At 57.2% G+C, this 23,770-nt stretch carries 14 protein-coding genes and 1 pseudogene; 6 read left to right on the top strand and 9 right to left on the bottom strand.

From position 1 onward, the window contains the following. Nucleotides 1–215 precede the first annotated feature (215 nt). Nucleotides 216–1,205 (bottom strand): dimethylarginine dimethylaminohydrolase family protein, encoded by a 990-nt coding sequence (locus ACFFK0_RS13635; RefSeq protein ID WP_377470798.1) that lies wholly within the window; start codon nt 1,203–1,205, stop codon nt 216–218. Nucleotides 1,206–1,372: 167 nt separating this feature from the next. Between ACFFK0_RS13635 and ACFFK0_RS13630 the strand changes: the two are divergent. The 3 genes and pseudogenes from ACFFK0_RS13630 to ACFFK0_RS13620 all read left to right on the top strand — a co-directional run. Continuing rightward, nucleotides 1,373–2,574, top strand: a pseudogene (locus ACFFK0_RS13630) (catalase); the annotation flags it as partial. Then, the gene (locus ACFFK0_RS13625) at nt 2,569–2,997 is read left to right on the top strand and encodes a catalase-related domain-containing protein (RefSeq protein ID WP_377470838.1); all 429 of its coding nucleotides are present in this window, start codon (nt 2,569–2,571) and stop codon (nt 2,995–2,997) included. The pseudogene ACFFK0_RS13630 and the gene ACFFK0_RS13625, both read left to right, overlap by 6 nt. 504 nt (nt 2,998–3,501) lie before the next feature. After that, on the top strand, nt 3,502–11,268 hold the full coding sequence (locus tag ACFFK0_RS13620) for an S-layer homology domain-containing protein (RefSeq protein WP_377470796.1): 7,767 nt from the start codon (nt 3,502–3,504) through the stop codon (nt 11,266–11,268). Between the two features lie 215 nt (nt 11,269–11,483). On the opposite strand, the gene ACFFK0_RS13615 is transcribed toward ACFFK0_RS13620, so the two are convergent. From ACFFK0_RS13615 to ACFFK0_RS13580, 8 genes are all read right to left on the bottom strand, one after another. After that, nucleotides 11,484–12,494 carry an AI-2E family transporter gene (locus ACFFK0_RS13615; protein ID WP_377470794.1) on the bottom strand — a complete coding sequence of 337 codons (1,011 nt, stop codon included), beginning with the start codon at nt 12,492–12,494 and terminating at the stop codon, nt 11,484–11,486. Between the two features lie 275 nt (nt 12,495–12,769). Next, entirely contained in the window at nt 12,770–13,630 is an 861-nt protein-coding gene (locus ACFFK0_RS13610; protein WP_377470793.1) for an HAD-IIA family hydrolase, read from the bottom strand. An 18-nt stretch (nt 13,631–13,648) separates the two neighbouring features. Next, entirely contained in the window at nt 13,649–14,965 is a 1,317-nt protein-coding gene (locus ACFFK0_RS13605; RefSeq protein WP_377470791.1) for an ABC transporter substrate-binding protein, read from the bottom strand. A 38-nt stretch (nt 14,966–15,003) separates the two neighbouring features. Beyond that, nucleotides 15,004–15,831, bottom strand: coding sequence for a carbohydrate ABC transporter permease (locus ACFFK0_RS13600; protein ID WP_377470789.1), 828 nt, complete (start codon nt 15,829–15,831; stop codon nt 15,004–15,006). Nucleotides 15,832–15,857: 26 nt separating this feature from the next. Next, nucleotides 15,858–16,793 carry a carbohydrate ABC transporter permease gene (locus ACFFK0_RS13595; RefSeq protein WP_377470787.1) on the bottom strand — a complete coding sequence of 312 codons (936 nt, stop codon included), beginning with the start codon at nt 16,791–16,793 and terminating at the stop codon, nt 15,858–15,860. Then, nucleotides 16,765–18,132, bottom strand: coding sequence for an alkaline phosphatase family protein (locus tag ACFFK0_RS13590; protein ID WP_377470786.1), 1,368 nt, complete (start codon nt 18,130–18,132; stop codon nt 16,765–16,767). Before ACFFK0_RS13590 ends, ACFFK0_RS13595 begins: the two co-directional genes overlap by 29 nt. 138 nt (nt 18,133–18,270) lie before the next feature. Beyond that, nucleotides 18,271–18,867 carry a glycerol-3-phosphate responsive antiterminator gene (locus ACFFK0_RS13585; RefSeq protein ID WP_377470785.1) on the bottom strand — a complete coding sequence of 199 codons (597 nt, stop codon included), beginning with the start codon at nt 18,865–18,867 and terminating at the stop codon, nt 18,271–18,273. A gap of 133 nt (nt 18,868–19,000) precedes the next feature. Then, nucleotides 19,001–19,849 carry an AraC family transcriptional regulator gene (locus tag ACFFK0_RS13580; protein ID WP_377470783.1) on the bottom strand — a complete coding sequence of 283 codons (849 nt, stop codon included), beginning with the start codon at nt 19,847–19,849 and terminating at the stop codon, nt 19,001–19,003. A gap of 509 nt (nt 19,850–20,358) precedes the next feature. Between ACFFK0_RS13580 and ACFFK0_RS13575 the strand changes: the two genes are divergently transcribed. The 3 genes from ACFFK0_RS13575 to ACFFK0_RS13565 all read left to right on the top strand — a co-directional run bounded on the left by ACFFK0_RS13575 (nt 20,359) and on the right by ACFFK0_RS13565 (nt 23,766). Beyond that, nucleotides 20,359–21,066 carry a DNA alkylation repair protein gene (locus tag ACFFK0_RS13575; RefSeq protein ID WP_377470836.1) on the top strand — a complete coding sequence of 236 codons (708 nt, stop codon included), beginning with the start codon at nt 20,359–20,361 and terminating at the stop codon, nt 21,064–21,066. Nucleotides 21,067–21,130: 64 nt separating this feature from the next. Then, nucleotides 21,131–22,591 (top strand): DUF4832 domain-containing protein, encoded by a 1,461-nt coding sequence (locus tag ACFFK0_RS13570; protein WP_377470782.1) that lies wholly within the window; start codon nt 21,131–21,133, stop codon nt 22,589–22,591. Between the two features lie 137 nt (nt 22,592–22,728). Next, complete coding sequence (locus tag ACFFK0_RS13565) at nt 22,729–23,766, top strand: agmatine deiminase family protein (RefSeq protein ID WP_377470781.1); 1,038 nt, start codon at nt 22,729–22,731, stop codon at nt 23,764–23,766. Nucleotides 23,767–23,770 lie beyond the last annotated feature (4 nt).

Here is a 23,770-nt window from a genome sequence, read left to right as displayed (position 1 = left end):
AGTATAGGACTAGTGTTCCCGGAAAATAGAAATTCCGCACAACAAAAAGAGCCCGTGAAAGGGCTCAAGCTCAGAAATGAATAAAAGGAGCCCTTGGTGACAGGCTCCTCCGATTTCATTCCGATATGCGGTTATTCCAATATCAACTTATGCTTTCATGTTCCGGGATATGCACTTGCACCATCAATGTACCCTGTCTTCGCGTTTCTGTCAAGTCAAGTCTGCGCTCTCGTCAGCGGCAGCGTCACGCAGTGAATGCCTCCCCCAAGCTTGAAAATTTCGTCGACCTCCACCGGAATGATTTGAATGCCGTGGCGGTCCAGCAGCTCGATCGTGCGGACGCCGGATGCCGGAAAGACGACCCGGCCCGGGGCAACCGTAAGGGCATTGATCGTGAGCGGGGGGTCCTTCGGGTCGACATGCAGCAGCGTAATGCCCCGCTGATGCAGCTCGTCCAGGAACCAGAACGGCAGCAGCGCCGTATTCACGAGCGCCCTGCTGTGATCGATCATAAGGAAAGCTTCGTCCAAGTGAATGATGGTTGACGGCAATTCGATGACCAGCAGCTGGATGTCCTGAATCGCGAGAATGTGCCGGATTTGCTCGATTCCCTCCAGATTTACGCGCTCCGAACGGCCGATCAGCGCCGTCGCGTCGTCCAGCATGGTGAAGCTTCCGCCCTCAACGAGACCGTGTCCCTGGATCATCCCGAGAATCGGCATGCCGATCCGGCTGAACGTTTGCGCCGCAAGCCGAATTTCGCCGTACCGCAAATACAGCGCCATGCGGGACAAAACCACGCCGCCGGGGATGACAAGTCCCAGGTCTCGGGTAAACAGCCGCTCAGGCCACCCTTCCGCTATTCCTTCCAGAGGGAGGATCTCGATCCCTTCTTTATGCAGAACCCGGGATAACCCGTCAAACTGGGCCTGAAGCTTGTCCGGATCGGGAAGCCCGCCGTTATCGTCATCTTGAAGACTATGGCCGCGGATTTCGTGATTGAAGACCGACCCGGCCTCGATTTCGCGCGCATGGCGATGAAGATGCAATACTTCCTTGCCGGGGCGGTGCATCAGTATTTTCCCGATCCGTCCGATGTCGTTCGAAACGCCCCAGCCGTCACCCCAGATGTCCCGCAGCAGCTCCTTATCGTGAAAGGGCTTGTTGACCAGACTCTTGGACATATATTTCGCGTTCCCGTCCATAACGAATCTCCTCTCTGCGGAAGTCGTACCTCCTAGTGTTGCCGGGCGCCGCTCATTCTAGCCGGGGACCATACCTGAGCCGGTTTGGAAAATATTGCATAGTTCGCTCCGGGCTGGATACGATAACCAACGACATCGATTAATGGAGGGGCTTCTTCGTGGCAAATATGAACAAGAATGGGGACGGCACAGCCGTCACCGGAGTCGGGGGCTCGGAGGACACCCGCTTTGCTGAAGGCGAGACGGCGGAAACGCTGACGAATCGCCAAGGCCATCCGATCGCGGACAATCAGAACGTCCGTACGGTCGGCAGCCGCGGACCTACAACGCTGGAAAACTACCACCTCTTGGAGAAAATCTCCCACTTCGACCGCGAGCGTATCCCGGAACGGGTCGTGCATGCGCGCGGAGCCGGAGCGCACGGCTACTTCGAAGCGTACGGCAAAGTGGGCGACGAGCCGATCGGCAAGTATACGAGAGCGAAGCTGTTCCAAGAGGCCGGGAAGCGGACGCCGGTGTTTGTAAGGTTCTCCACGGTCATTGGGGGCGTCCATTCGCCGGAGACGCTGCGGGACCCGCGCGGGTTTGCGGTGAAATTTTATACGGAGGACGGGAACTGGGATCTTGTCGGGAACAATCTGAAAATTTTCTTCATTCGCGATCCGATCAAGTTCCCGGACATGGTGCATTCCTTCAAGCCGGACCCGGTCAGCAATTTGCCCGATCCGGAACGAATGTTCGACTTTCTGTCACAGACGCCGGAGTCGACGCACATGGTCACGTTCGTGTTCTCGCCATGGGCATTCCCGCGAGCTATCGCCAAATGCAGGGGTCCGGCGTGAATACGTACAAATGGGTCAATGCGAATGGAGAGGCCGTGCTGGTGAAATATCACTGGGAGCCGCTGAAGCAGGGCATCAAGAACCTGCGGCAGCATGAAGCCGATCACATCCAGGCGACGAATTACAACCATGCGACGCAGGATCTGTACGAAGCGATTGAGCGCGGGGATTACCCGGAGTGGGAGCTGTGCGTGCAGATCATGAGCGATGACGAGCACCCGGAGCTGGATTACGATCCGCTCGATCCGACCAAGCTGTGGGATCCGGAGCAGTTCCCGTTCCTGAAGGTCGGCCGCATGGTGCTGAACCGCAATCCGGCGAACTATTTTGCCGAGGTGGAGCAGGTGGCATTCGGTACGGGCGTGTTGGTGGACGGGCTCGACTTCTCCGACGACAAGCTGCTGCAGGGCCGGACGTTCTCCTACTCCGATACGCAGCGGTACCGCGTGGGCAGCAACTACTTGCAGCTGCCGGTCAATGCGCCGAAGAAGCATGTGGCGACGAATCAGCGGGGCGGCCAGATGGAATACCGGGTCGATATGGCACCGGGGCAAAATCCGCACGTCGACTACGAGCCTTCGACGCTCGGCGGTTTGGTCGAGGCGCCGAAGCGCGGTAAGGATCACGAGCCGCATTACGATGCGAAGCTGATCCGGGAGAAGATTCAGCGGACGAACGATTTTGCCCAGGCCGGCCAGACGTACCGCGCTTTCGACGAGGTGGAGCGGGAAGAGTTGATCTCGAACCTGGTGGGCGCGCTGAAGGTGTGCAGGCCGCATATTCAGGAGCAGATGATCAGCCATTTCACGCAGGCGGATGCGGATTACGGCAAACGGGTTCGCGAGGGTCTGGAGCGGGCGAAGCAGGAGATGGGGCATACCAGCTCGGCGGCTGCGGATGCAGCGGCGAAGAGGGCGGACGGTATGGGCCATGAGTCGGATCGGTATTAGGAGTTGGTGGACAGCCTGCCGTGTGGCGGGCTGTTTTCGCTGCATTTTCGCAGTAATCAAAATCAGGCAAGCTAGCTGTTCGAGGGATTCCTGTATGTATGCAGCGAATCCGTCAAACAGCCCGGTATGCGGAAACTTTGGGAGCTATAACGGTTTCCGAAACCGTTATTTGGCTCGAGACTTGATGTCTTACAAGTTTAGCGGGTTTTGGAGGCGTTATTTTCCAGCAGTCAGGGAAAATCAAGCCTAATTCAATCAATTGGCATTCGATAGCGCCACGAAAGTCCTCTATTTTGAATGAAAAGGGCGATAGCGGTAAAATAGGACCCTCAAAATCCGCTAACGAACGGCATCACCCTCCAGCAAGCAGCTCTACCGCCGGAAGCGTAAGGAGCCAAGCTAGCTTAAATAAATTTTATTTACAAAATGTAACGCAGATCACGACAACGTTGCCTAAATCCCGTTATACTGATACGGAACGTAACAAGTTGACGGAGGAATGGCATGATATTTACGAAATTCAAGGTTATGAAGAACCGGTTGGCCGCTATCCTGGCCATGGCACTACTGTCGACATCGGTGATGCCTAATGGAGCGGTTGCGGCGGATACCGCCGCTATGGCAATCGATGGGTCGTCGGCGGTGACTGAGACGGTTTACAGCCCCGATGACGGGATAGCCGCACCGAAGCCGCCGCAGCTGCCACAGCTGCCACAGCTGCCTGTGCAGCCGCAAGTCCCCGCTATTTCCAAGTTTGCCGTCAGTCCGTTATCCTGGAACCTGCTCGGCAAGCTGAATCGCAGTTTCATGTCTATGGTGTACGCAACAGCGGACACGCCGATCACGAAGCTCAGCGCAGATGAACGATACTTGGCGTTCATGACCTATAAGCCGGAGGATGAGCACGGGTCCGGACAAAAGATCGTCATGGTGCAGGATCGCCAAACGGGGCAATACCTGCGGATACGCACACCGGATCGGGAAGGTTCGGTCATTCGGTATGATATGACGCCGGATGCGCGATATTTTGCCTACACGTACGGAGAGAACACCATAAGCGGACGAACGAAGGTGTATTGGTACGACCTGCAGTCGGATGAACTGGTAACGGTGAACGGAATCAGCTCGACCAACGAATGGCGCTCGGGGGATGGTGAATACGTTTCCATCAGCGCAGACGGACGTTTTGTTGCGTTCGATACCGAAGCGAATGGACTGGTAGCGAACGATGTGAACGGGGAGCGGGACGTCTACCTGTACGACCGCCAGGCGGCGGGAAATAAGCTTGAGCGAATCAGCGTTCCGAAGGAACAGACGTGGAACAATGACAGCTGGGCGCCATCGCTTAGTGCGGACGGAAGCCGGATTGCCTTTGTGTCCAAGGCCAAGCTGACCGACCTGGAAGATTACATCGGTACGGAGAGCGTCTACTTGCTGGACCGCCATGCGTCCGATCCCGCAAAAGCGCTGCAGCGGGTTACGCAAGGGACGGGGCCTTCGCTCAGCAGCGACGGGCTGAAGCTGGCCTTCACGAGCTATCGCGACGACCTGGTTTCCGGCGATACGAACAATTCGAAGGACATTTTCGTCTATCACACGAACGAGAATATGTTCCGCCGGGTATCAATGCAGACGGACGGCTCCGAGCATACCGGAGACAGCGACCATGCTTCGATCAGCAGAAATGGGGCTTATGTCGCGTATGAGCTGGAAACCAACAGCAGTCGTGATGAGACCGAAGTATATGTAGCGGATAGCGAGGGGCTGACGTCGAGCAAGGTGGACGTGCCGGGTACGCCGTATCCGCTGCTGAAGCCGAGCAAGAATCCGACAGTGAGCGACACGGGCAATACCGTTACGTTCTACTCATTCTATACGGAGAATATTGCAGGGGTTGAGTTAACGCTCTTTGATTACTTTATCGCTACGAACGGAACCGCGCCGGAATGGCCGGCTGGCAGCGAGCTGACGGCATCCGGCATCGGGACCGATACGCTTACGCTGAGCTGGCCGCAAGCCGTCGACCCGGACGGCGTGACCGGCTATGCGATCTATAGGAACGGAGAACCCGCCGCCTACGTACCGGCTTCCGCGGGCCGGAGCTATACGTTCACGGGACTGGCGCGCGAACCGGATGCCGACGACGTATTCCAAGTCGACGCGATCGACAGCCGTTATCATATGAGCCTGAAGGGGCCGACCTATACCTGGGAGAACGGCGGAGGAGAGAATCCGCCGCCGACGGAGCTGCCGCTGAACCTTATTTGGACCAGAGAGAGCGGACCGCAGCGGGGTCCGCTCGTGCAGGGGGCAAAGATCAATTTGATCGCCACGGGAGACCCCAATCGGGCTGCAGCGGTGGAGGTATCCTACAAAGCACGGGGCGGCGGCACGGTGCAGGAATTTACGGAATCCGTTCCATTGATGCAGACTGCGGGTGTGCCGGGCTTGTATAAGGGAAGCTTCCAGCTGACCGCGGATACGACGGAGCTTAGCAAGCTGAAGCTGACGCTGACCGGCGGCGGCAAGGTGCAGGAGAAGACGGCTGACGATCTGCCGGTCGCCGTCGGCGGCGCGCTGAAGCTCACGTTCAGCGGTGCTTCTCCGGCCGAGCTCCAAGGCGCGATCCTCACGCTTCTGCATCCGACGGAAGGGGAAGTACCTCTGACGCTCGCCGAAGCGCTGCGTGGACCGGTCGAGGGACTGTGGCCTAGCGACGACTACGAGATTGTTCTGCATACGTCCGACTATATGTATGAAATCGGCCGACTCGAGGGTGTGCGCGTAGAGTCCGGTCGAGTGGCGGAAGCGACAGTCCCCGTATCGTTACCGGCGCGGGTTCGGGTGAAGGTGTTGAACGAGGAAGGGAAGCCGGTGCCGGATGTGCCGGTAACGCTATGGGACGAGTACCGGCAGCAGCTGCATATGGCCTCGACGGGAGAGGACGGGATGACCGATTCCCGCGACGGCTTGCTGCGCGATCAGACCATAACGGCGGAAGTCGATTTGAGCAAGATGTACTACGAGCTTGCTGCCGCCGGCCCGCTGAGCCTGAAGCTGGGTGCCGGTGATAACGTGCTCACCGTGCACGTGATCGCTCCGGATCGCGGCAATCTGGAGCTCACGGTGAAAAATCCGGCAGGAGAGCCGGTGTACAACGCTTACGTGACTGCTACTGAAACGTACAAGGGCATTACGAATGTGGTGAAAGGACGCACGAGTCTGGATGGCAAAGTCCGGTTTGAGCATCTGGTTGCGGGAGACGTCGTGCTGGAGGCGGCGGAATACTCTTACTATTACAGCTCGGGTCCGATTACGGCGGCGGTTCAGCCGAGAACGACGACACTGCTCGATATCCCGGTGAAGCAGCCCGACCGCGGCGTCATCAATCTCCGGGTGTTCAAGAAAGCGCTGGATACCGAGTGGCAAGGTCCGCTGAACATGGAGAACGAAAATTTCTTATCGGTTATCCAATCCAGGTTCGGCTGGGTGCGCACCTATTACTCCAATGCCGTCACACTCGGCGGCAGTCCGGGTACGCCGGTGCAAGTCTGCGTATCCGGTGCCATCTATGCGTATGTGAGCTCCTGTAAGGAAGTCATCATGGATGACCAATCGAACGCCACAGCGGAAATTCGGCTGGAGGAGACCGGCGCACGGGTGCAGGGCCGCGTGGAGGTCAGCCGCAGCAGCTATTACTCCGCATCCGTTTACGAGCTGCTGCCGAGCGGCGGCAAGCGATGGATTGATTCCGTGTGGGATGACAGCTTCCAATCCGATCCGTTCCAGGTGAACGTCCCGCGGGGCGGCAGCTACCGCATGCAGATCACCCGTTCGAGCCGGGATCAGGACTACAAGTGGCGTTACGAGTATGCAACAGTGGATTTCACGATCGCGCAAAATCAAATCAAGAATATCGGGACGATCGCGTTCAGTCCGACGAGCTATTTTGCCAACCAGTCGGGGAACTCTTTCTCGGCGGAATCGACACAGGCGCTGCCGGGCAGCACGATCGGTCTGAGAGCTGTATACAGCAACGATACCGGTAAAACTGCGGCGGATGCCGCGCTGCTGCTTGATATTCCCGAAGGGATGACGATCGTTGCCGACAGCCAGGGGCGGCTGGCGGTCAGCGGCGGGAAGCCGGGGGCGGCCGTCGAGGGGGGGACGCTTCGCGTGCCGCTTGGCGATGTCGCCGACGGCGAGCAAGGTGCAGTCTCGTATAAGCTTCGGATCGACCCGTCGTTTAACAAAAATAACGTGATGGCGACGGCGCGAATTCAAGCGAGTCTGGATTCGCAGAGCGTGGAAGAGCTGCTTGGCACCATCCACCTCGATGCGCCAAGAATTACGCTGGACGCGCCTGCGCGCGTATCCGACCCGGGCATGCAAACCGTCGTTAGCGGCTATGCGCCTGCAGGAAGCACCGTCCATATTTACGATACCGAAGTGAAGATCGGCACAGCGACGGCAAGTATGTCCGGACAGTGGAAAGCGCCGGTTACTTTGAACGATCTCGGCAGCTCGAGTCTGCATGCGCTTTGGGCGACGGCGAATGTCAACAACGTGGAGCTGCGCTCGAATAAAACGTACCTTCAATACGACAGCAACGGTCCGCAGCTGGTAGAGATGGCCTTCTCCCAGGCGCCGGCCGGGCGCTGGATATCGGTAAAGACCGGGCAGGAAGCGCCGAATATCGTGTACACCGTTGTGCCGGGGAATCCGTTCCAGTTTGATTTTAAATTCACAAATCCCGATATGGTTGAGAATGTCCGCATGTACATGGACGGCCAGGAAGGGGAGCCGGTGCCGGCCGAGCGGCAAGGCGACTTGTTCCGGGCGGTCGTGCCTACGACGCACGATGCGCTGGGCGGCATCTATGTCGACTATGACGTCAAGCGTCCGGAGCGGACATATGACGGAAGTCTGCCGAATCTCGATCAGCTTCGAGCGTCGCTTCCGCCGAAGATGAGAGATTTTGAAGTCGTATCGGTGACCCCGTTCCAGCTGACAGGCGGGAAGTACGCGGGGGCGGTCCAAATTCGTTTCCCTCAGCTGAACAATGCGAGAATGAGCGTCACGCTTACGGTAGATCCGGAGTCTAGCTACAAGCCTTCCGCCGAGGAGCAGGCGGCGGCGCAGCGCTCCGGTGTGCCTGCCGTGCAAACGGCTTACGAGATGGCGGAGACGGAGAAGTCGATGTCCGTCACGATGAAGGGCTACATGCCGCGCAGCTATATAGTCCCGGAAAAGCTCGCCTCCCTTGACATGCGGACTGCGGCGTTCGCGAGCGGCGGGAGTTGGGGGGATACGGCGGAATATTTTATGGAGATCAAGACGGAAGTCGATGGCGTGAACGACTCCATCTCCGAGGTGAAGGACCAGTTCGAGGGCTATCAGGAATACGCGGAGAAAATCAACAAAATCATGTACAACGTCGAAAGCGGGCTGGACTGCCTGGACGAAATGCCGACGACGGCCAAGGAGGCCGGTAAGGCGCTCGCCGCCGTCGTGCTTGGGGAAGTGGCGAAGACGGCTATGAACGCGGGCGTCGCCGCCATGGCGCTTACCGGCCCCGGCGCGGCAGTCGCCGGCGTAGCGACGAGCATCATCGAGGATAAGATCGATAACTATGTTGATGAGCAGATTGACGCCGTCGGCTCGGGCTACAATGAGTGCAACGACAATCCGGATAAGCGGAAGAAGAAGGGCCGGAAGCTTCTGAGTCCGAAGTGGATCTACGATCCGAGCGGATACGTGTATGAAGCGGTCAAGAGCAACCCTCTGGAGGATGTGACGGCGACCGTAGAGGTTCTGGATGAGCGGACTGGAACGTGGCAGAGCTGGAACGCCGGGGAATACGATCAGGGCAACCCGCAGCAGACCGATAAGGCCGGCAAATACGGCTGGGATGTGCCGCCGGGCAAGTGGAGAGTGCAGTGGAAGAAGGCCGGCTACGAGACGCTGTACAGCGCCGAGCTGGATGTGCCGCCGCCGCATACGGAGGTGAACGCCGGTCTCGTATCCCGGGATGCGCCGGTGATTGACACGGTTACGGGAGTTACGTATGAGGGCGGAAGCTATGTAGACATCGTACTGTCCAAGTATGTGAAAGTCGTACCGCTGAGTGAAGCCGCGGTTGCGGTTACCGATGCGGGGAATACGGCTGTTCCGGGTACCGCGAGCTTCATCGGAGCCGAGGCTAGCGCTTCCGACCCTGCGGTGATGCTCTCGCGTACGATTCGCTTCGTACCGAAGACGCCTCTCGTGAAGGATGCGCGATATTGGCTCACGATGGATAGGAGCTATTTTACGAGCTATGCGAACACCGCGTTAAGCGCGGAGGCATTGACGCCGCGGGAGTTCCATGTGACGGAGCTGGATCAGGCCGGACCGGTCGCGGAAGAAGCCTGGGTGGAGAATGGAGGCCGAACGATCCGCATCCGGTTCAATGAGCCGATTGGCTTGACGTTCGACGCCGGCAAGGTGCAGCTCGCCGGTTCGTCCGCATCGATCGTATCGGCGGTGACCGCCACGGTGTACAGCCAGACCGATACCCGTGAGGCGGTGCTGGCTCTGAACGTTCCGCTGACGCTGTCGGGAACGGAAACGTTGAGCTTGCAGGGCGGGGTTGTACCGGATCTTGCCGGAAACGGCTCGGCGGAACGGACATTGACGCTGCAGGATAAAAGCAGTGCGCTGTTAAGCGGATTGACGTTCGGCCAAGGAAGCTTGTCGCCGAGATTCGGGGCGTATATAACGACGTACAAGTTAGAGCTTCCTTCGGGAACGAAGCAGCTCGGCGTTACGGCGACGGCTGCGAATTCCGGCGCACAGCTGACAATAGGGGCGGAATCGGTGAAGAGCGGAGAAACAAAGTCTGTGACGATCCCGCAGGACGGTATCATCCGGATTCAGGTACAGCAGGAAGGCCGGAAGGAAACGACGTACACGATCCAAGTCACCTATTCGGGGCCTTCGTCCGATCCATCCGATCCGTCTGACCCGTCTACCCCCGGAGCTCCCGGAAACAACGCAGGGGGCGGCTCGGCAGGCTCCACGAAGGACCCGTTGAACCTTGGCGACGGAGCGCGGATGGAGAAGCGCTCTACGGCCTCCGGCGGGATGGCGCTCCTGATCGAAATCGAGAAGTCTGCCGTGGAAGCGGCCTTAAAGGACGGCAAGAAACAGCAAAAGCTGTATGTCGACATTAAGGAACCGGCCGATGAACTCGTCGTGCAGCTTCCGGCCGGGGCGGTGAAGCAGCTGGCTGCGGCACAAGCAAGGCTGCTGCTCCAAACGGCCTGGATGGGCGTAGAGGTGGATGCGTCAATGCTTCGTATGGATGAAATCGCTGACGGAGCCATCGTACGATTGACTGCCGCTAAGGCAGGTGCTTCATTGACGCAAGCTGCCTCTGAAGCGGCTCGTCTCCAGAATGAGTCGCTGCGGCTGCTGACCGATGTCGTCACCGTGACGGCCGAGGCCCACAGCGAAGGGAAGTCGGTGAAGCTGTCCTTCGCAGCGCAGCCAGGCTACCAAGGTCAATTGAGCGGTAAATCCACATTCGGGCAGCCGGAAGTATACCGGTATGATGAAGCTGCCGCCAAGTGGACCTATGTTCGCAGCAAGAAGAGTGCGGACGGAAAGCAGCTGCTGTTTGATATGGAGCCGGAAGCGCCTTACTCTGTCATGAGCCTCGAGCGGCGGTTTGCCGATACAGCCGGACATTGGGCTGAGCAGGACATCGATGCGATGGCGCGGCGGCTGCTCGTCAACGGCGTTACGCCACAGGAGTTCCGTCCCGAAGCGACGGTAACGAGAGCGGAGTTTGCGGCGATGCTGGTTCGCGCGCTCGGCTTGCCGGTGCCTGCAGGGGGAGCCGATACCGCCGCGGCGTTCACCGATGTGGACAGCGGCGCATGGTATCGCGAAGCGGTGATCGCCGCAGCCTCCCACGGTCTCGCAACCGGCCTCGCCGACGGACGCTTTGGTCCGGATGACACGATTACCCGCGAACAGATGGCCGTTATGATCGGCAGGGCGCACGAAGCGCTGAAGCTGAAGTCGACGGGCAGCACGGCATCCGTACTGGATGCGTACACCGACGGCGGGAGCGTTCAGGGATGGGCGCAGGAGCAGGTCGTGCTGGCGCTTCAGGAAGGTTACATGCAAGGCATGACGGCCGATACCTTCGCTCCTCAAGGTGTGACGACTAGAGCGCAAGCCGTCATTGTGCTTGGCAGATTGCTGCGGAAGCAGGAGCAGTAAGCTGCAAAGCGGCACGAGGGACGTAAGAGCAGCTAAAAGACCTGATCCGGGAAAGGCTTCGGATCAGGTCTTTATTTCAGCTTTCGACATGTAGGTATCTCCAACATGTTGAGCAGATGGATTCATGTAAAAGTGCAGGTTCTTGTATTTACGCAGGCTTCTGGCGGGCATACGAAGGACCGGAGGCAGAGCCTCCGGTCTTAATCAACATACAGCTAACTCTTCCGGGTCGTATCCACATCGATAATATCCAGCAGGAACACAAAGATCGGAATGCCGACGATCAAGCCCCACACGCCCAAGTAGTGCTCCGAGAATACGAGAACGATGAGGGTATAGAACATCGGCAGGTTCATTTTGGACGACATCAGCTTCGGATTCAGCAGGTAACCTTCAATCGCATGCAATACGGCGATCATAGAGATCACGTAGAGGACCATCATAATGCCGCCCAAGTTGTAGCCGATAATGCAGAGTGGAACCAAAGATACGATAAAGCCGGCGACAGGAACGAGACTGAGCAGGAAAATCATGATCGACAGGGCAAACAAATACGGAAAGCCGAGGATCCACAGCCCGATTACGGTAAACACGGTGTTGCAGAGCGCGATCAAAATTTGGGCTTCCAGCACCTTGCCGAAGGAGAGCACGAACTTCTTCGCGAAATACTCCAGCTCGTTGTACAGCCATGAAATTTTGCTGTCTTTGAGGCGGGAGGTGAAGGCGGCAATGCGGTTCTTCTCCAAAATAAACACCAGACTCAGAATCAGCGACAAGACGAACGTCGCCCCCCAGTTGCTGATGCGCATCACGTATTCGAAGCTTTGCTTCACATAGAGCTGCAGGTTGAGATCCTTCACCCACATGACGATGAACCGGGCCACTTCGTCCTCGGGAAGAGGCGCATTTCGGAAGCTGAGAATCAGATCCTTGAGCTGCCTGATTTGGATAACCGCCGTCGGCAAGTAGTGGGCGATCGAAGTGACAAGCAGTGCGACCAAAGCGAGGTAGAGCAGCACGACAATGATTTTGCTATTGATCGGAATGATGCGGTTGATCGGCCGGGACAGCGCTTTCTGCAAGCTGTTCATCACAAATGCGATCAGGAAGGTCAGCAGGACGATATTGAGCATATCTTTGATGAGGAAGAGAAGCACGCAGATCAGCGCAAGGATACCGAATCTTCTGACAGACAGGTTCGAAAACATTTGCTTCATAAAATCCATCGGCAACGGTCTCCTTTGAGGGTAGCCTTACAGGTTGCGCGACCAACCAGACGGCAAGAATCAGAAATAGCTGCATCGACAGAAACAGCTGTCAGGTGACAATATCTATACTATACGACAAAATACTAGAGCCCGCTATCACAGCTTAAACCCGACGAGAAAAAAGCCCCCCCCATACCCGGAGAGAGGCTCCTTCACGTGACGGCTCACGCTGTCTTATGTTTGGCTGATTCCGCTACGGTAAACGCGCTCGTCCTGAAGGACGGCGAAGCCGTTTATCCTTGCATGACAAGCTGATATAGTTCCTCCATATCGTTCACGACTACATCGGGGCGGGCAGGACCCGACGGAGCGAATCCGGCCGCGCTTGAACGGCTTTCAAGCACCTCCGCGCCACCTTCTGCAGCAGGACCGGGGGCGCTGCCATTTGTAATCCACACCGAGCGCAGTCCGGCCTGGCGGCTTCCACGAATGTCCGTCTCCAGGTTATCACCGACCATCACGCAGCTGTCAGGAGCGGCGCCGCAAAGCTGCATGGCTTGCTCGAACATATACGGCTCCGGCTTGCCGATACATTCCGCTGTTTTCCCTGTGACGGCCTCAATGGCGGCAAGCAGGGAGCCCGTCTCGGGAACGCGCTCGCCGAACTGCCCCGGGTGATATCGGTCCGGATTGGTCGCAATCAGTCTCGAGCCATGGCCGATGTCGGCTGCAATGCGCTGCAGCTTGTTGTAGTGAAACTCGGTATCGCGCCCCACGATCACCACATCGGCGCCCGGGGCATCCCACGCAATCGGGGTATGTCCTGCTTCGGCAATATTTCGAGCGAGACTATCGCTGCCGATCGTCTTGACAGAGAGCTTACCGTACTTGTCCCGCAGATATTTGCCGGCAATATCGGTTACCGGAAGGATGCGGTCATCGGGAACGGTAAGTCCCATCGCTTCCAGCCTGGAGCCGATTTCAGCCGCACCGAGCCGGGAGTTGTTCGTCAGGAATACATAGGAGAGACCTTGCTGCCGGAGCCGATCCAAGAGCGGGACGACGCCTGCGGATAGCCGGTCGCCATGGTAGATGCAGCCGTCCAAGTCAAAGAAGTATGCTTGCATTCTCGGGAGAAAACCATGCTGTGCCAAACTCGTTACCCTCCGCTCTTATTTCAGCAGCGCGTTTGCCTGAGTCGCCGCTTCTTTGATGGCTTGATCGACCGTCTTCTGCTGAAGCAGGGCGGCTTGAATGTTGTCCTGCACGATTTTGTATACCTTCGAGCCGGCCGCACCCGGGAAGTTGTACCAAGGCACCATGTTCTCGACTTGATTGTAAGTCACTTTAGCAGCCGGTACCTCTTTCAAGTAGTTGCCCATCAGTTGCGGGTCCTCCAAGGCGCTCTTGCGCGTGACCATGTAGCCGAAGCCTTGCGCCACCATGGCTGTCGCTTTCGGAGACGTGGCGAACTTGACGAAATCCCAAGCGGCTTCCTGCTTCTTCGGATCCTTTGACAGAATGAACAGGTTGTTACCTCCTGCAGGAACGACGCGCTTGCCGTCCAGTGAAGGGAAAATGCCGGTACGCAGATCGAACTGCGACTGCTTGCGGAAGCCGGTCAGCGATGCGGTTGTATCGACATACATCGAGATGTTGCCGGCCTGGAAGCTTTGCGACGCCTGCTTGCTGTCCAAGTTCGGCATCGACTTGTCGACGTTAACCAGATCCACCCAGTACTGCAGCGCTTTACGGCCTGCATCGGAATCGAAGCCGACCGATTTCAGGTCCGAGGACATCATCTGGCCGCCGGCCGTTTCCGTCATTGCCTGATACATCCAGTTGCCGGTTACTTGATAGTTAAAGAAAATCCCGTATCGCCCGTTCACGGTCAGCTTCTTGGCCGCGTCCCGCAGCTCCTGCCACGTCTTGGGCGGATGGTCCGCATCAAGCCCGGCTTCTTTAAAATGGTCGGCGTTATAATACAGGATCGGCGTGCTCACGGCGAAAGGCATGGCGTATTGTTTGCCGTCATCGCCTTTGCCGAGCTGAAGCATCTGCGGGAAGAAGTCCGACAGGTCGGTTTTCTCTTTCTCGATAAACTGGGATACCGGCACGACCGGAAGCGTCCCAATAGCGAAGCGGGTATATACATAGCCGTTCGTGAATACGTCCGGGAGCTGTTTCGCGACTGCTTGCGCCTGCAGCTTCTCGATAATGCCCTCGTAGGAGCCCTGCACGAATACCGGCTTGACGCGAACCTTGCTTTGCGATTTGTGATACTCCTCAATCAGCTTGTCGATGTTGTCGCCGGCGTGGCCGTGAAGGAATTCGATTTCGACGACTTCATCGCTCTTGGCGGCAGCGCCTGCTTGTCCGCCTGCGGCCGAATTGGCGGAAGAAGCGGACTCACTGCTGCCGCAAGCGGACAGCGTCAAGGCGGCGGATAACGAAACGGCGATTAGAGGGGTTCTAAACATTTTTTTCATAAGTGTTGTTCCTCCCTGGGTTATATGTAGTGGGGCAATTACCCCTTCAAGCCGCTATTCATAAAGCCTTCGATAAATTGCTTCTGGGCCAGCAAATACAAGGCGAGCACGGGGACCATCGAAAGCGTGGCGACGGCCATCGTCGGCACCCACTCCAGCGATTCCTCCTCCCGGAATTGGACGAAAGCGACCGGGAGCGTCTGCATGCTCTTATCGGACAGAATCAGCAGCGGCCAGTGGTAGTCATTCCAGTTGCCGACGAACAAAATGACGGCCAAAGCGCTGATTACCGTACCGGACAGGCGCAAATATACATGCCACAACGTGCCCAGCGGTCGGCAGCCGTCGATCACGGAGGCTTCACCCAGCTCGCGCGGAACGGTCATGAACGATTGCCGCAGCAGGAAGATAGCGTAGCCGCTCGCGAGATGCGGGACGATGACGCCGGCAAACGTATTCAGCCAATTCAGCTCGTTCACGATCATGTAAGTCGGCACCATCGTTACCTGCTGAGGGATCATCATCGTCATAAGAACGAAGAAGAACAACGCATCCCTGCCGGGAAAACGATATTGGGCGAACGCGTAGGCGGCCGCAACTCCGACAACCAGCTGCCCGAGCGTCTGCAGGCCGGCGGTAAACGCGCTGTTCCAGGCCCATAGCCCGACCGGAATGTCCCGGAGTACGCGCATATATCCGTCCAAGTTCAACTGGTTTGTCCAAAACAGCGGGCCGGCAAACACATCCTGCGGAGCCTTCAAGGAAGTGGCCAGCATCCAGAGTATCGGGATGAGGCAGATGAATGCGGCCGCAAGCAGGAAGAGGTGTTTCGTTCCTTCCTCGACAAGCCGTAGCGTACGGTTCATGGCGGAAGCTCCTTTCCAAAGATGAATTATTGGTAGTGGACTGTGTGATTCGACAGGCGCAATTGGATGATCGTAAGCACTCCGACGAGAAGCAGCAGAACGACGGACGATGCCATCGCTACGCCGATATTGAAGAACTGGAACGCTTCCTGGTAAATCTGGTACACGAGCACATTCGTCGCATTGTTCGGTCCGCCCCGGGTCATAATCTGGATGGTTGCGAACACCTGGAAGGAAGAGATGATGCTCATAACCAGAATGAAAAATGTTACCGGCGACAGTAAAGGCAGCGTGACGTGCCGGAACTGCGCCCATCGTCCTCCGCCGTCCATCGCAGCCGCTTCGTATAGTCTGCGGTCGATCGACTTCAAGCCGGAAATGTACAGGACCATGTTGTAGCCGAAGCCTTTCCAAATCCCTACGATGGCAAGCGCCCACAGAGCGGTTGCCGGATTGTTCGACCAGTTCGGCCCATCGATGCCGAAGCTTCGCAGCAGCACGTTAATAGCCCCTACGTCCGGGTTGTACATTAAGCTCCATACGATACTGATAACGCCAATGGAAGAGACGACCGGCAGGAAGAAAATCAGGCGGTACAGCTTCTTGCCCCGCAGCAAGCTTTCCACCGTCAAGGCCAGCAGCAGACCGAGGCCGATGCTGAAAGGCACGGTGTACAGCACGTAGAGGGCCGAGTTGCTCAAGGAAATCCAGAACACTTCGTCCTTGAGCAGATGTTGGTAGTTGGCGAGACCGACGAACTTTTTATCCGGACTAATGAGGTTCCATTCCTGAAAGCTCAAACCGACCGCGAACAGGAACGGGAAAATAAAGAATATCGCATACAACGCAAACGCAGGCAGCAGGAAGGCAAACGGAATCCACAGCTTCGGGAGCAATCTGCGCCACCGCAGCACCGATGTCCGTTGAGTCCGTTTACCGCTGAGCGGAATAGAGTTTTCCAAGCTGCATCTCCTCCTTCCATATTTGATCCAGTGCCGAACCGTCCGCGCTGCCGAGCTCTACCCCGATAAGGCGGGCGATCGTCGGCGCGATGTCGACGAGCCGGATTTCCGGCAGGGTAACGCCTGCTTGAATCGAAGGGCCAGCTGCAACGAATATGGCCTTCAGCTCGTCCCTCTGCGGCAAGTATCCGTGCATCCCTTTGAACTTGGTAAGTGGACGGATGACTTCATCGCCTTCATGGCCAAAATGTACAAAGCTATCCATATCCGCTTCGAAGGCGAAGTCCGGGCGGAACGTATCGAGCTCTCCGGGAGCGGGAAGGCCAAGAGCGGGAAACTGCTCTTGCTCGAATAGCCGGCCGACGCCTTCGGCCCGCTGCAGCGTCTGCCGCACTTCGGCGACCAACGCCGCCCGACGGTCAGGGTCCTCCTCGAGCACATATACAAAGCCCGAGCCCCCGTTAGAAACAGCAATCACTTGGCTGCGGCCCGGCTGCTCCGTGTTAAACCAGCCCTTCTGCCGGAACAGCACGTTCGGATAGAACGTCTTTGTCGTGTCTACGAAGCCGTGGTCGGAGACGACGAACACGTCCGTCATATCGTGGAGGTCGTTGTCCTCCAGCGCCTTTAACACGTCCCCGATCCGTTCATCTACGTACTCCAGCGACCAATAGGCTTCCTTGGAACGGATACCGTAATCGTGCTGCAGGCTGTCCGGCAGCAAATAGTGCAGCTGCAGCAGGTTCGGCCGATGAATGCGGATCGTATATTTGGCGATTTCGGTCGTCAGCCAATCCTGCATAGGTCCGCGTGCATGGTCCCGGCTCCATTCGCCGTATCGTTCCATCGGCAAGCCGGTGGCCTTGAGCTCCTCCCAATACGAGGCAGTGCACAGAGAATCGAACAGCTCCTGCTCATAGAACTCAGGAATGTTGAAATCGATATTTTTGGCGCCGCGGGTGACCGGCCAGCAGATGGAGGCGGTCGTCCAGCCCGCCCGTTTGGCCGCATCATACCAGGTTTCGCAGCGGAGAACGTCAGGCTGATCGTACATTCGGTCTCCGAAGAACTCGCCGACGCGATGCTTCGGACGCTCGACGGTCCAGTTGCCCAGCACGCCATGCTTGCGGGGATACGTCCCGGTCACCATACTGGAGTGAATCGCCCAGGTTGCCGTCGGGAACACGCTCTCCATACCTGCCGCGACAACACCGCTGCCGATAAGCCTTCTGACGTTCGGCATGCGTACGTTTGGATCTTGCAAGTAGTAGTTCGCCATACCGTCGATGCTGATGATCACTACATGTCTGTTTTGCTTGGATTCGGCGTTCATGTTCATCTAAATCCCTCCTGGTTATAGTTCAAGCGGACAGCAAAAAAGAGAAAGCGCCGACAACAAACAAAGGACTATGTCCCTGTTCGTTGTTCAGAGCTTTCTCTTCTCCCTCACTCCAAACTTCGATATATGCAATTTGGGCTAGACGGCGGCTGCCCGCAAATCTGCGAAAGTAAAGTTCCATAAGCTCGCATCGCTGACTGATAAGCTGGTTGCCCCGGCATGAAGACTTTCCGCGGCTTCTTCTCTCGTTTGAATCAAACCGCTGGCCACGATCGGGGTATCGGGCATTGAATCTGCGAACGATTGAATGATTTTGGTCACGACCCCGGGCATCAGCTCGATTGCATCGGGCTGAACGTTAGCGGCAAGCTTCAGTCCGTTCCGCAGCGCTAAAGAATCAAGAACGAACAGATGAAGGATGCCGTAAAGACCGGCTCGCTTCGCTTCCTTAATCAGATGGCTCTTCGGTGTGACGATCCCGTCGGCACCGACGTAATCGGAGATGAAATCGACACTTTCCTTGTCCGTGCTCGACAGGCCGCGAATCAGATCCAGATGAACGAATGCACCCTTCTTAGACTCCTTCGTCAAACGGACGGCGTGGATGATTTCCTTAACGTTGCCGCCCATGAAGAAGATGTTCTCAACCCGGCTGTCCAGCGCCTGTTGGACGTCCTCAGGTGATCGAACTGCTGCGATAATCGGGTTATTGCCTATTTTGTACAATAAGGACATGGAGGGAAGGATTCCTCTCTATTACCTAGTTATCTACAATGTTAATAGCCTAGTGTTAACTAGGTATTAATTGAAATCATGAATTTTATCAAAATCACATAAAAAACCGGCTGCCCGAGGCAACCGGTCTCCCTTATTTCTTCACAATCGGAATCCATACTTCGCAGCGGTAATCGTCCGCATTCGGGTCGCCGGGCGGATAGACTTCCATTTCGGCCGTTCCGGCATGCTCGTAGCCTGTGGCCGGGAACCACTCCTGGTAAATGCGCTGCCAAACTTGTTGAATCGCTCCCGGCATAGGGCCAACGGAAGTGAATATCGCCCAGGTAGCCGCAGGAATGCTGCGCACTTCGAATTCAGCCGAGGCAGCGTCTCCTTCCACAGCGATCATGTACGTAAAGTCTTCGCCTGTGTGATCCATACAGATGCCGAGGATTTCCTTGGCGCCTGTAGTTATGATCAGCTTATCCTCACTGCCGTCCGCTTTGAACTCGCCCCAGAGCTTCGGAATCTCCCGCAAGTTCTCGCCGTCCTTGCACGTTAGGCGAACCGCCTTGCCGATTACCGGGAATGCGGCCTTGTCTATGATTCTGTAGTCCATTTCCTTATCTCCCTTCAAGGATAGATGAAAGGTAATGCGGGGGAACGCTTTGAGCTTGACGCCGGGCTCGCGCGCCGCGGAGGGAGTGATCCCGTGCGCCTTGCGGAACGCCTTGGCGAACGCCTCTGGCGACTCGTAGCCGTATTTCAGCGCAATGTCGATCACTTTCGCCGAAGAAACCGCCAGCTCTTGAGCGGCCAAGGTCAGCTTGCGCCTGCGCACATACTCCGCGACCGTAAACCCAGTCAAGATGTGGAACTTCCGCTGAAAATGAAACGGCGACGAATAAGCGACCTTTGCAATTTCATTGATATCGAGCGGTTCCTCCATGCGGCATTCGATCAAGTCCAGCGCATCCTTCATTCGCGTCAGCCATTCCATCCCGATACCTCCATGTCATGATCCTATCACGCCGTCCGACTCTCTTCCGGTCATTCCGTGCTCGGAGGTGACAGGTACGAGAGAATAAGGAAGTTAATTTTACTATAGTCGAAGATCAAGAAGAGTGCACGAGGTATCGCGTAAGGAAAGGAGAATCGACTGGACGAAGGCGGCAAGCTGGTGGGATAGGCGGGAATTGGAGGCTGGATAAAAGGCAGTCGAGCGCCTTGACATTCCTTTTTGCATTGCAATGAAGGCTGCTCATGCTGCGGTGCATCCGTATGTGAAATCGGAAGGGACAACCCTGCTTGTCAGTCTCTCGCTCTTGCTTCCAGACATACCTGCCGCAACGTTCAACAGCGTTGGCATCGCGGTTGGCTTTGGCGCTGGGTACCTGCTTTGCAAAGAATTGAAACGAGCCTTTACGATCAAGATGTAGAGGATTTTGTTAATGACCGGTCGAACCCAGTAGGGGGACATTTTGAAACGAGGGTGAGTCGTACATGTCGATGACCATACAAGACGTTATGGACAAGCTCGAGGCGATGGGCTCGCATCAAACGAAGCAAATCTTCCTGCGCCACGGAGCGAAGGAGCCGCTGTTCGGCGTCAAGGTAGGCGATCTGAAGAAGCTGGTGAAAGATGTCAAGAAAGATCAGGACTTGGCCAAAGCGCTCTATGAAACGGGAAACGGCGATGCCATGTACCTTGCGGGCTTGACCGTCAATCCGAAGGCGGTTACCAAAGAGCTGCTGCAGGCGTGGGTGCGCAAAGCGAACTGGTATATGATCGCCGAATACACCGTAGCCTGGATCGCCGCCGAAAGCCCCTATGCGGTGGAGCTCGCCAAGGAATGGATCGAATCGCCGGAAGAGATGGTCGCCACGTGCGGCTGGAGCACCTATGCGAATTACATCGCGATTACGCCGGACGAACGGCTTGATTTGGGCGAGTTCCGTGCTCTGCTCAGGCGGGTGGAAGAGACCGTCCATCAAGAGAGAAACCGGGTGCGCTACGTGATGAACGGATTCGTCATTGCGGTCGGCAGCTACATCACCGAGCTTCATGCCGAGGCTGTAAGCATCGCGGAGAAAATCGGCAAAGTGGATGTCCATGTAGGCGATACCGCATGCAAAGTGCCGCTGGCAGCGGACTATATCCGCAAAGTAGGGCAAGCCGGCAAGCTGGGCGTGAAGAAGAAGACTTGCATTTGCTAAAATATAGTGCGTAAGCCGTGACTTTAGATAGATCATTGCAGCAAGAAGGCGGAGGGCAGTCAGCATGCAAATGTGGATGAAGAGTGCAATAATCGGGCTTGCCGTCGTTGCCGCCACGGGTACGGTCGCGGGCATGGCTCCGGGCGAAGCGGCTGCGGACGAAGTGACGGTGGCGCCGCGCGAGCTGACGACCGTGCTATACAATCCTTTTATGGGCTTCGCGCCCCCGGCCGACCAAGGACCGTACCGCCAGCCGCATAAGCTGGTGTATGCGGTAGTCACATGGCGGGAGCTGGAGCCGGAGCGGGGACGGTATGATTTTGCCGGGTTGGAGCGGAGGTTCAAGCTTGACGAATGGGGCAGGCAGGGCGTACGGGTCATCTTCCGGTTCGTCGCCGACTATGCAACCGACAAGGCCCACCGCGACATTCCGGATTGGCTCTATGAAGAGATTGGGCGCGACGGGATCCAATATGATGAAGAGGTCGGCAAAGGATTCAGTCCGAACTATAGCAACGAGACGTTCATTCAGCGGCACAAAGAAGCGATCGCCGCGCTGGGAGCGCGATACGATAAAGACCCGCGGGTCGCCTTCATCGCACTGGGCAGCCTCGGGCATTGGGGCGAGTGGCACACCTACAGCAACGATACGATGAACATTCCTTTCCCTCCAATGGCGACCTCTGACCGTTATGTGAAGCATTACCTGGAGGCGTTCCCGACGAAGCGGCTGCTGATGAGGCGGCCTTACCCGATTGCCGGCGGACACGGGATCGGCTTGTATAACGACATGTTCGGGAGCCCGGGGGCGACGGCGGATTTCGTGGATTGGTTCGAGAACGGGTACTTGTCGCTGCTGGCAGGCGACGTCAGGCTGCCCGGCATGCCGGACTTTTGGAAGCAGGCGCCGAGCGGAGGGGAATTCGCCAACGCCGGACAGGTACGAAGCTACGTGCAAAACGGCCGGGTGAACGAAGTGCTGCAGATGGTGGAGCGCAGTCACGTCTCCTGGCTCGGTCCGAGCAGCCCTGCGGGACTGGAGGTAAACGCCGCCGAGCAGGCGAATATGGATAAGCTGCTGAAGCGAATGGGATATCGGCTGCGCGTCGCCGAGTTGAGCTATCCGGAATCGGCCGTTACAGGCGGCGAAGTTCCGGTATCGCTGAAGATGCGCAATGATGGAGTTGCTTCGTTCTATTACGACTGGCCGTTAGAGGTGGCGCTGGTTAGCGGGCAAGGCGAGACGGTGGCCAGCGAGCGGGTGACGGGGCTGGCACAGACATGGCTGCCGGGCGAGACGGCAAGCCATGTCGTGGTTCGGCTGCCGAGCCGTCTGCCCGAAGGCCTGTATTCGCTGCGGCTCGCGCTCGTCGATCCGGATACGGGGCGGCCGGGGGTCGAGTTCGCTATGGAAGGAAAGCAGGCTGACGGACGCTACGAGCTCGGTTCGCTGCAGGTGAGGATGCCCGGCGCTTTGGAGCGCCTGCGGGCATGGCTGGCCGGATTAGGGAAATCACTCACCTGATCGACCAGATTTATTCATTGAGTGCGAGGGACGTTTCATGTATGATGTTGTTTGGGTCGGCTCAGGGACGAGCACGAGCAACAAACGGCAACATGGCTGGCTGATCCCGAATACTCATAGAAATGAGAGATGCCGACATGACGTATCCAAGAGAACTGAATTATCGCATGCCCCCGGAGTGGGCTCCACATACACGCACGTTGATTTCTTGGCCGATTCAGGCCTCCATGGTTTACCCGGACGATTATGCCAACGTCTGCGGCGGCTACACGCAGGTGATTCGCGCCATCGCCGAATTCGAGCCGGTAGGCGTAGTCGTCAATGCGGCTGATGCCGAGAAGGTGCGCGAAGCGCTCCACCGGGAAGGTCCGACTGTACATCCGATCGAGCTGCTGCCGATCGAGCACAACGACGCATGGCTGCGCGACAATGGTCCGACGTTCGTCGTAAACGGCCAAGGCGAGGTAGCCGGCGTAAACTGGAAGTTTAATGCCTGGGGCGGCAAATATTCGCCGTGGGACCTCGACGACGCGGTTGCACCGCAAATTCTTGAGCATTACGGCGTACGCCGCTTCGATGCGCCGCTTGTGATGGAAGGCGGCTCGATCCATGTCGACGGCGAAGGCACGCTGCTTACGACCGAAGAGTGCTTGCTGAACACGAACCGCAATCCGGAGCTGCAGCGTGAGCATATCGAAGAAGAGCTCCGCAAGTTCGTCAATATCGACAAGGTGATTTGGCTGAAGCGCGGCCTCGACGGCGACGAAACGGACGGTCACGTCGATAACATCGCCTGCTTCGCGGCGCCGGGCAAGGTGATTATCCAGACCTGCTACGATCCTTCGGACGCCAACTATGAAATTACACAAGAGAACCTGAGCATACTTCGCTCTACAAAGGATGCCCAAGGCCGCGAGCTGCAAATCATCGAGCTGCCGCAGCCGCCGCGGGTGGACTTCGAAGACTCGCGACTGACGTTGAGCTACCTCAATTTCTATTTTGTGAACGGCGGCATCATCCTGCCGATCTTCGGCGGTACGGCCGCAGAGACCGACAAGCAAGCTGTCGCAGCGCTGCAGGCTGCATTCCCGGAGCGCCGCATCCGCACGGTAGACGGTATGGCCATCATTAAAGAAGGCGGCAACGTTCACTGTACGACACAGCAAATGCCTTAATTTT

Origin of the sequence: Paenibacillus chartarius (genome assembly GCF_042432825.1) — a bacterium.
Taxonomy (GTDB): Bacteria; Bacillota; Bacilli; order Paenibacillales; family NBRC-103111; genus Gordoniibacillus; species Gordoniibacillus chartarius.
This window is presented reverse-complemented; position numbering and strand designations above follow the sequence as displayed.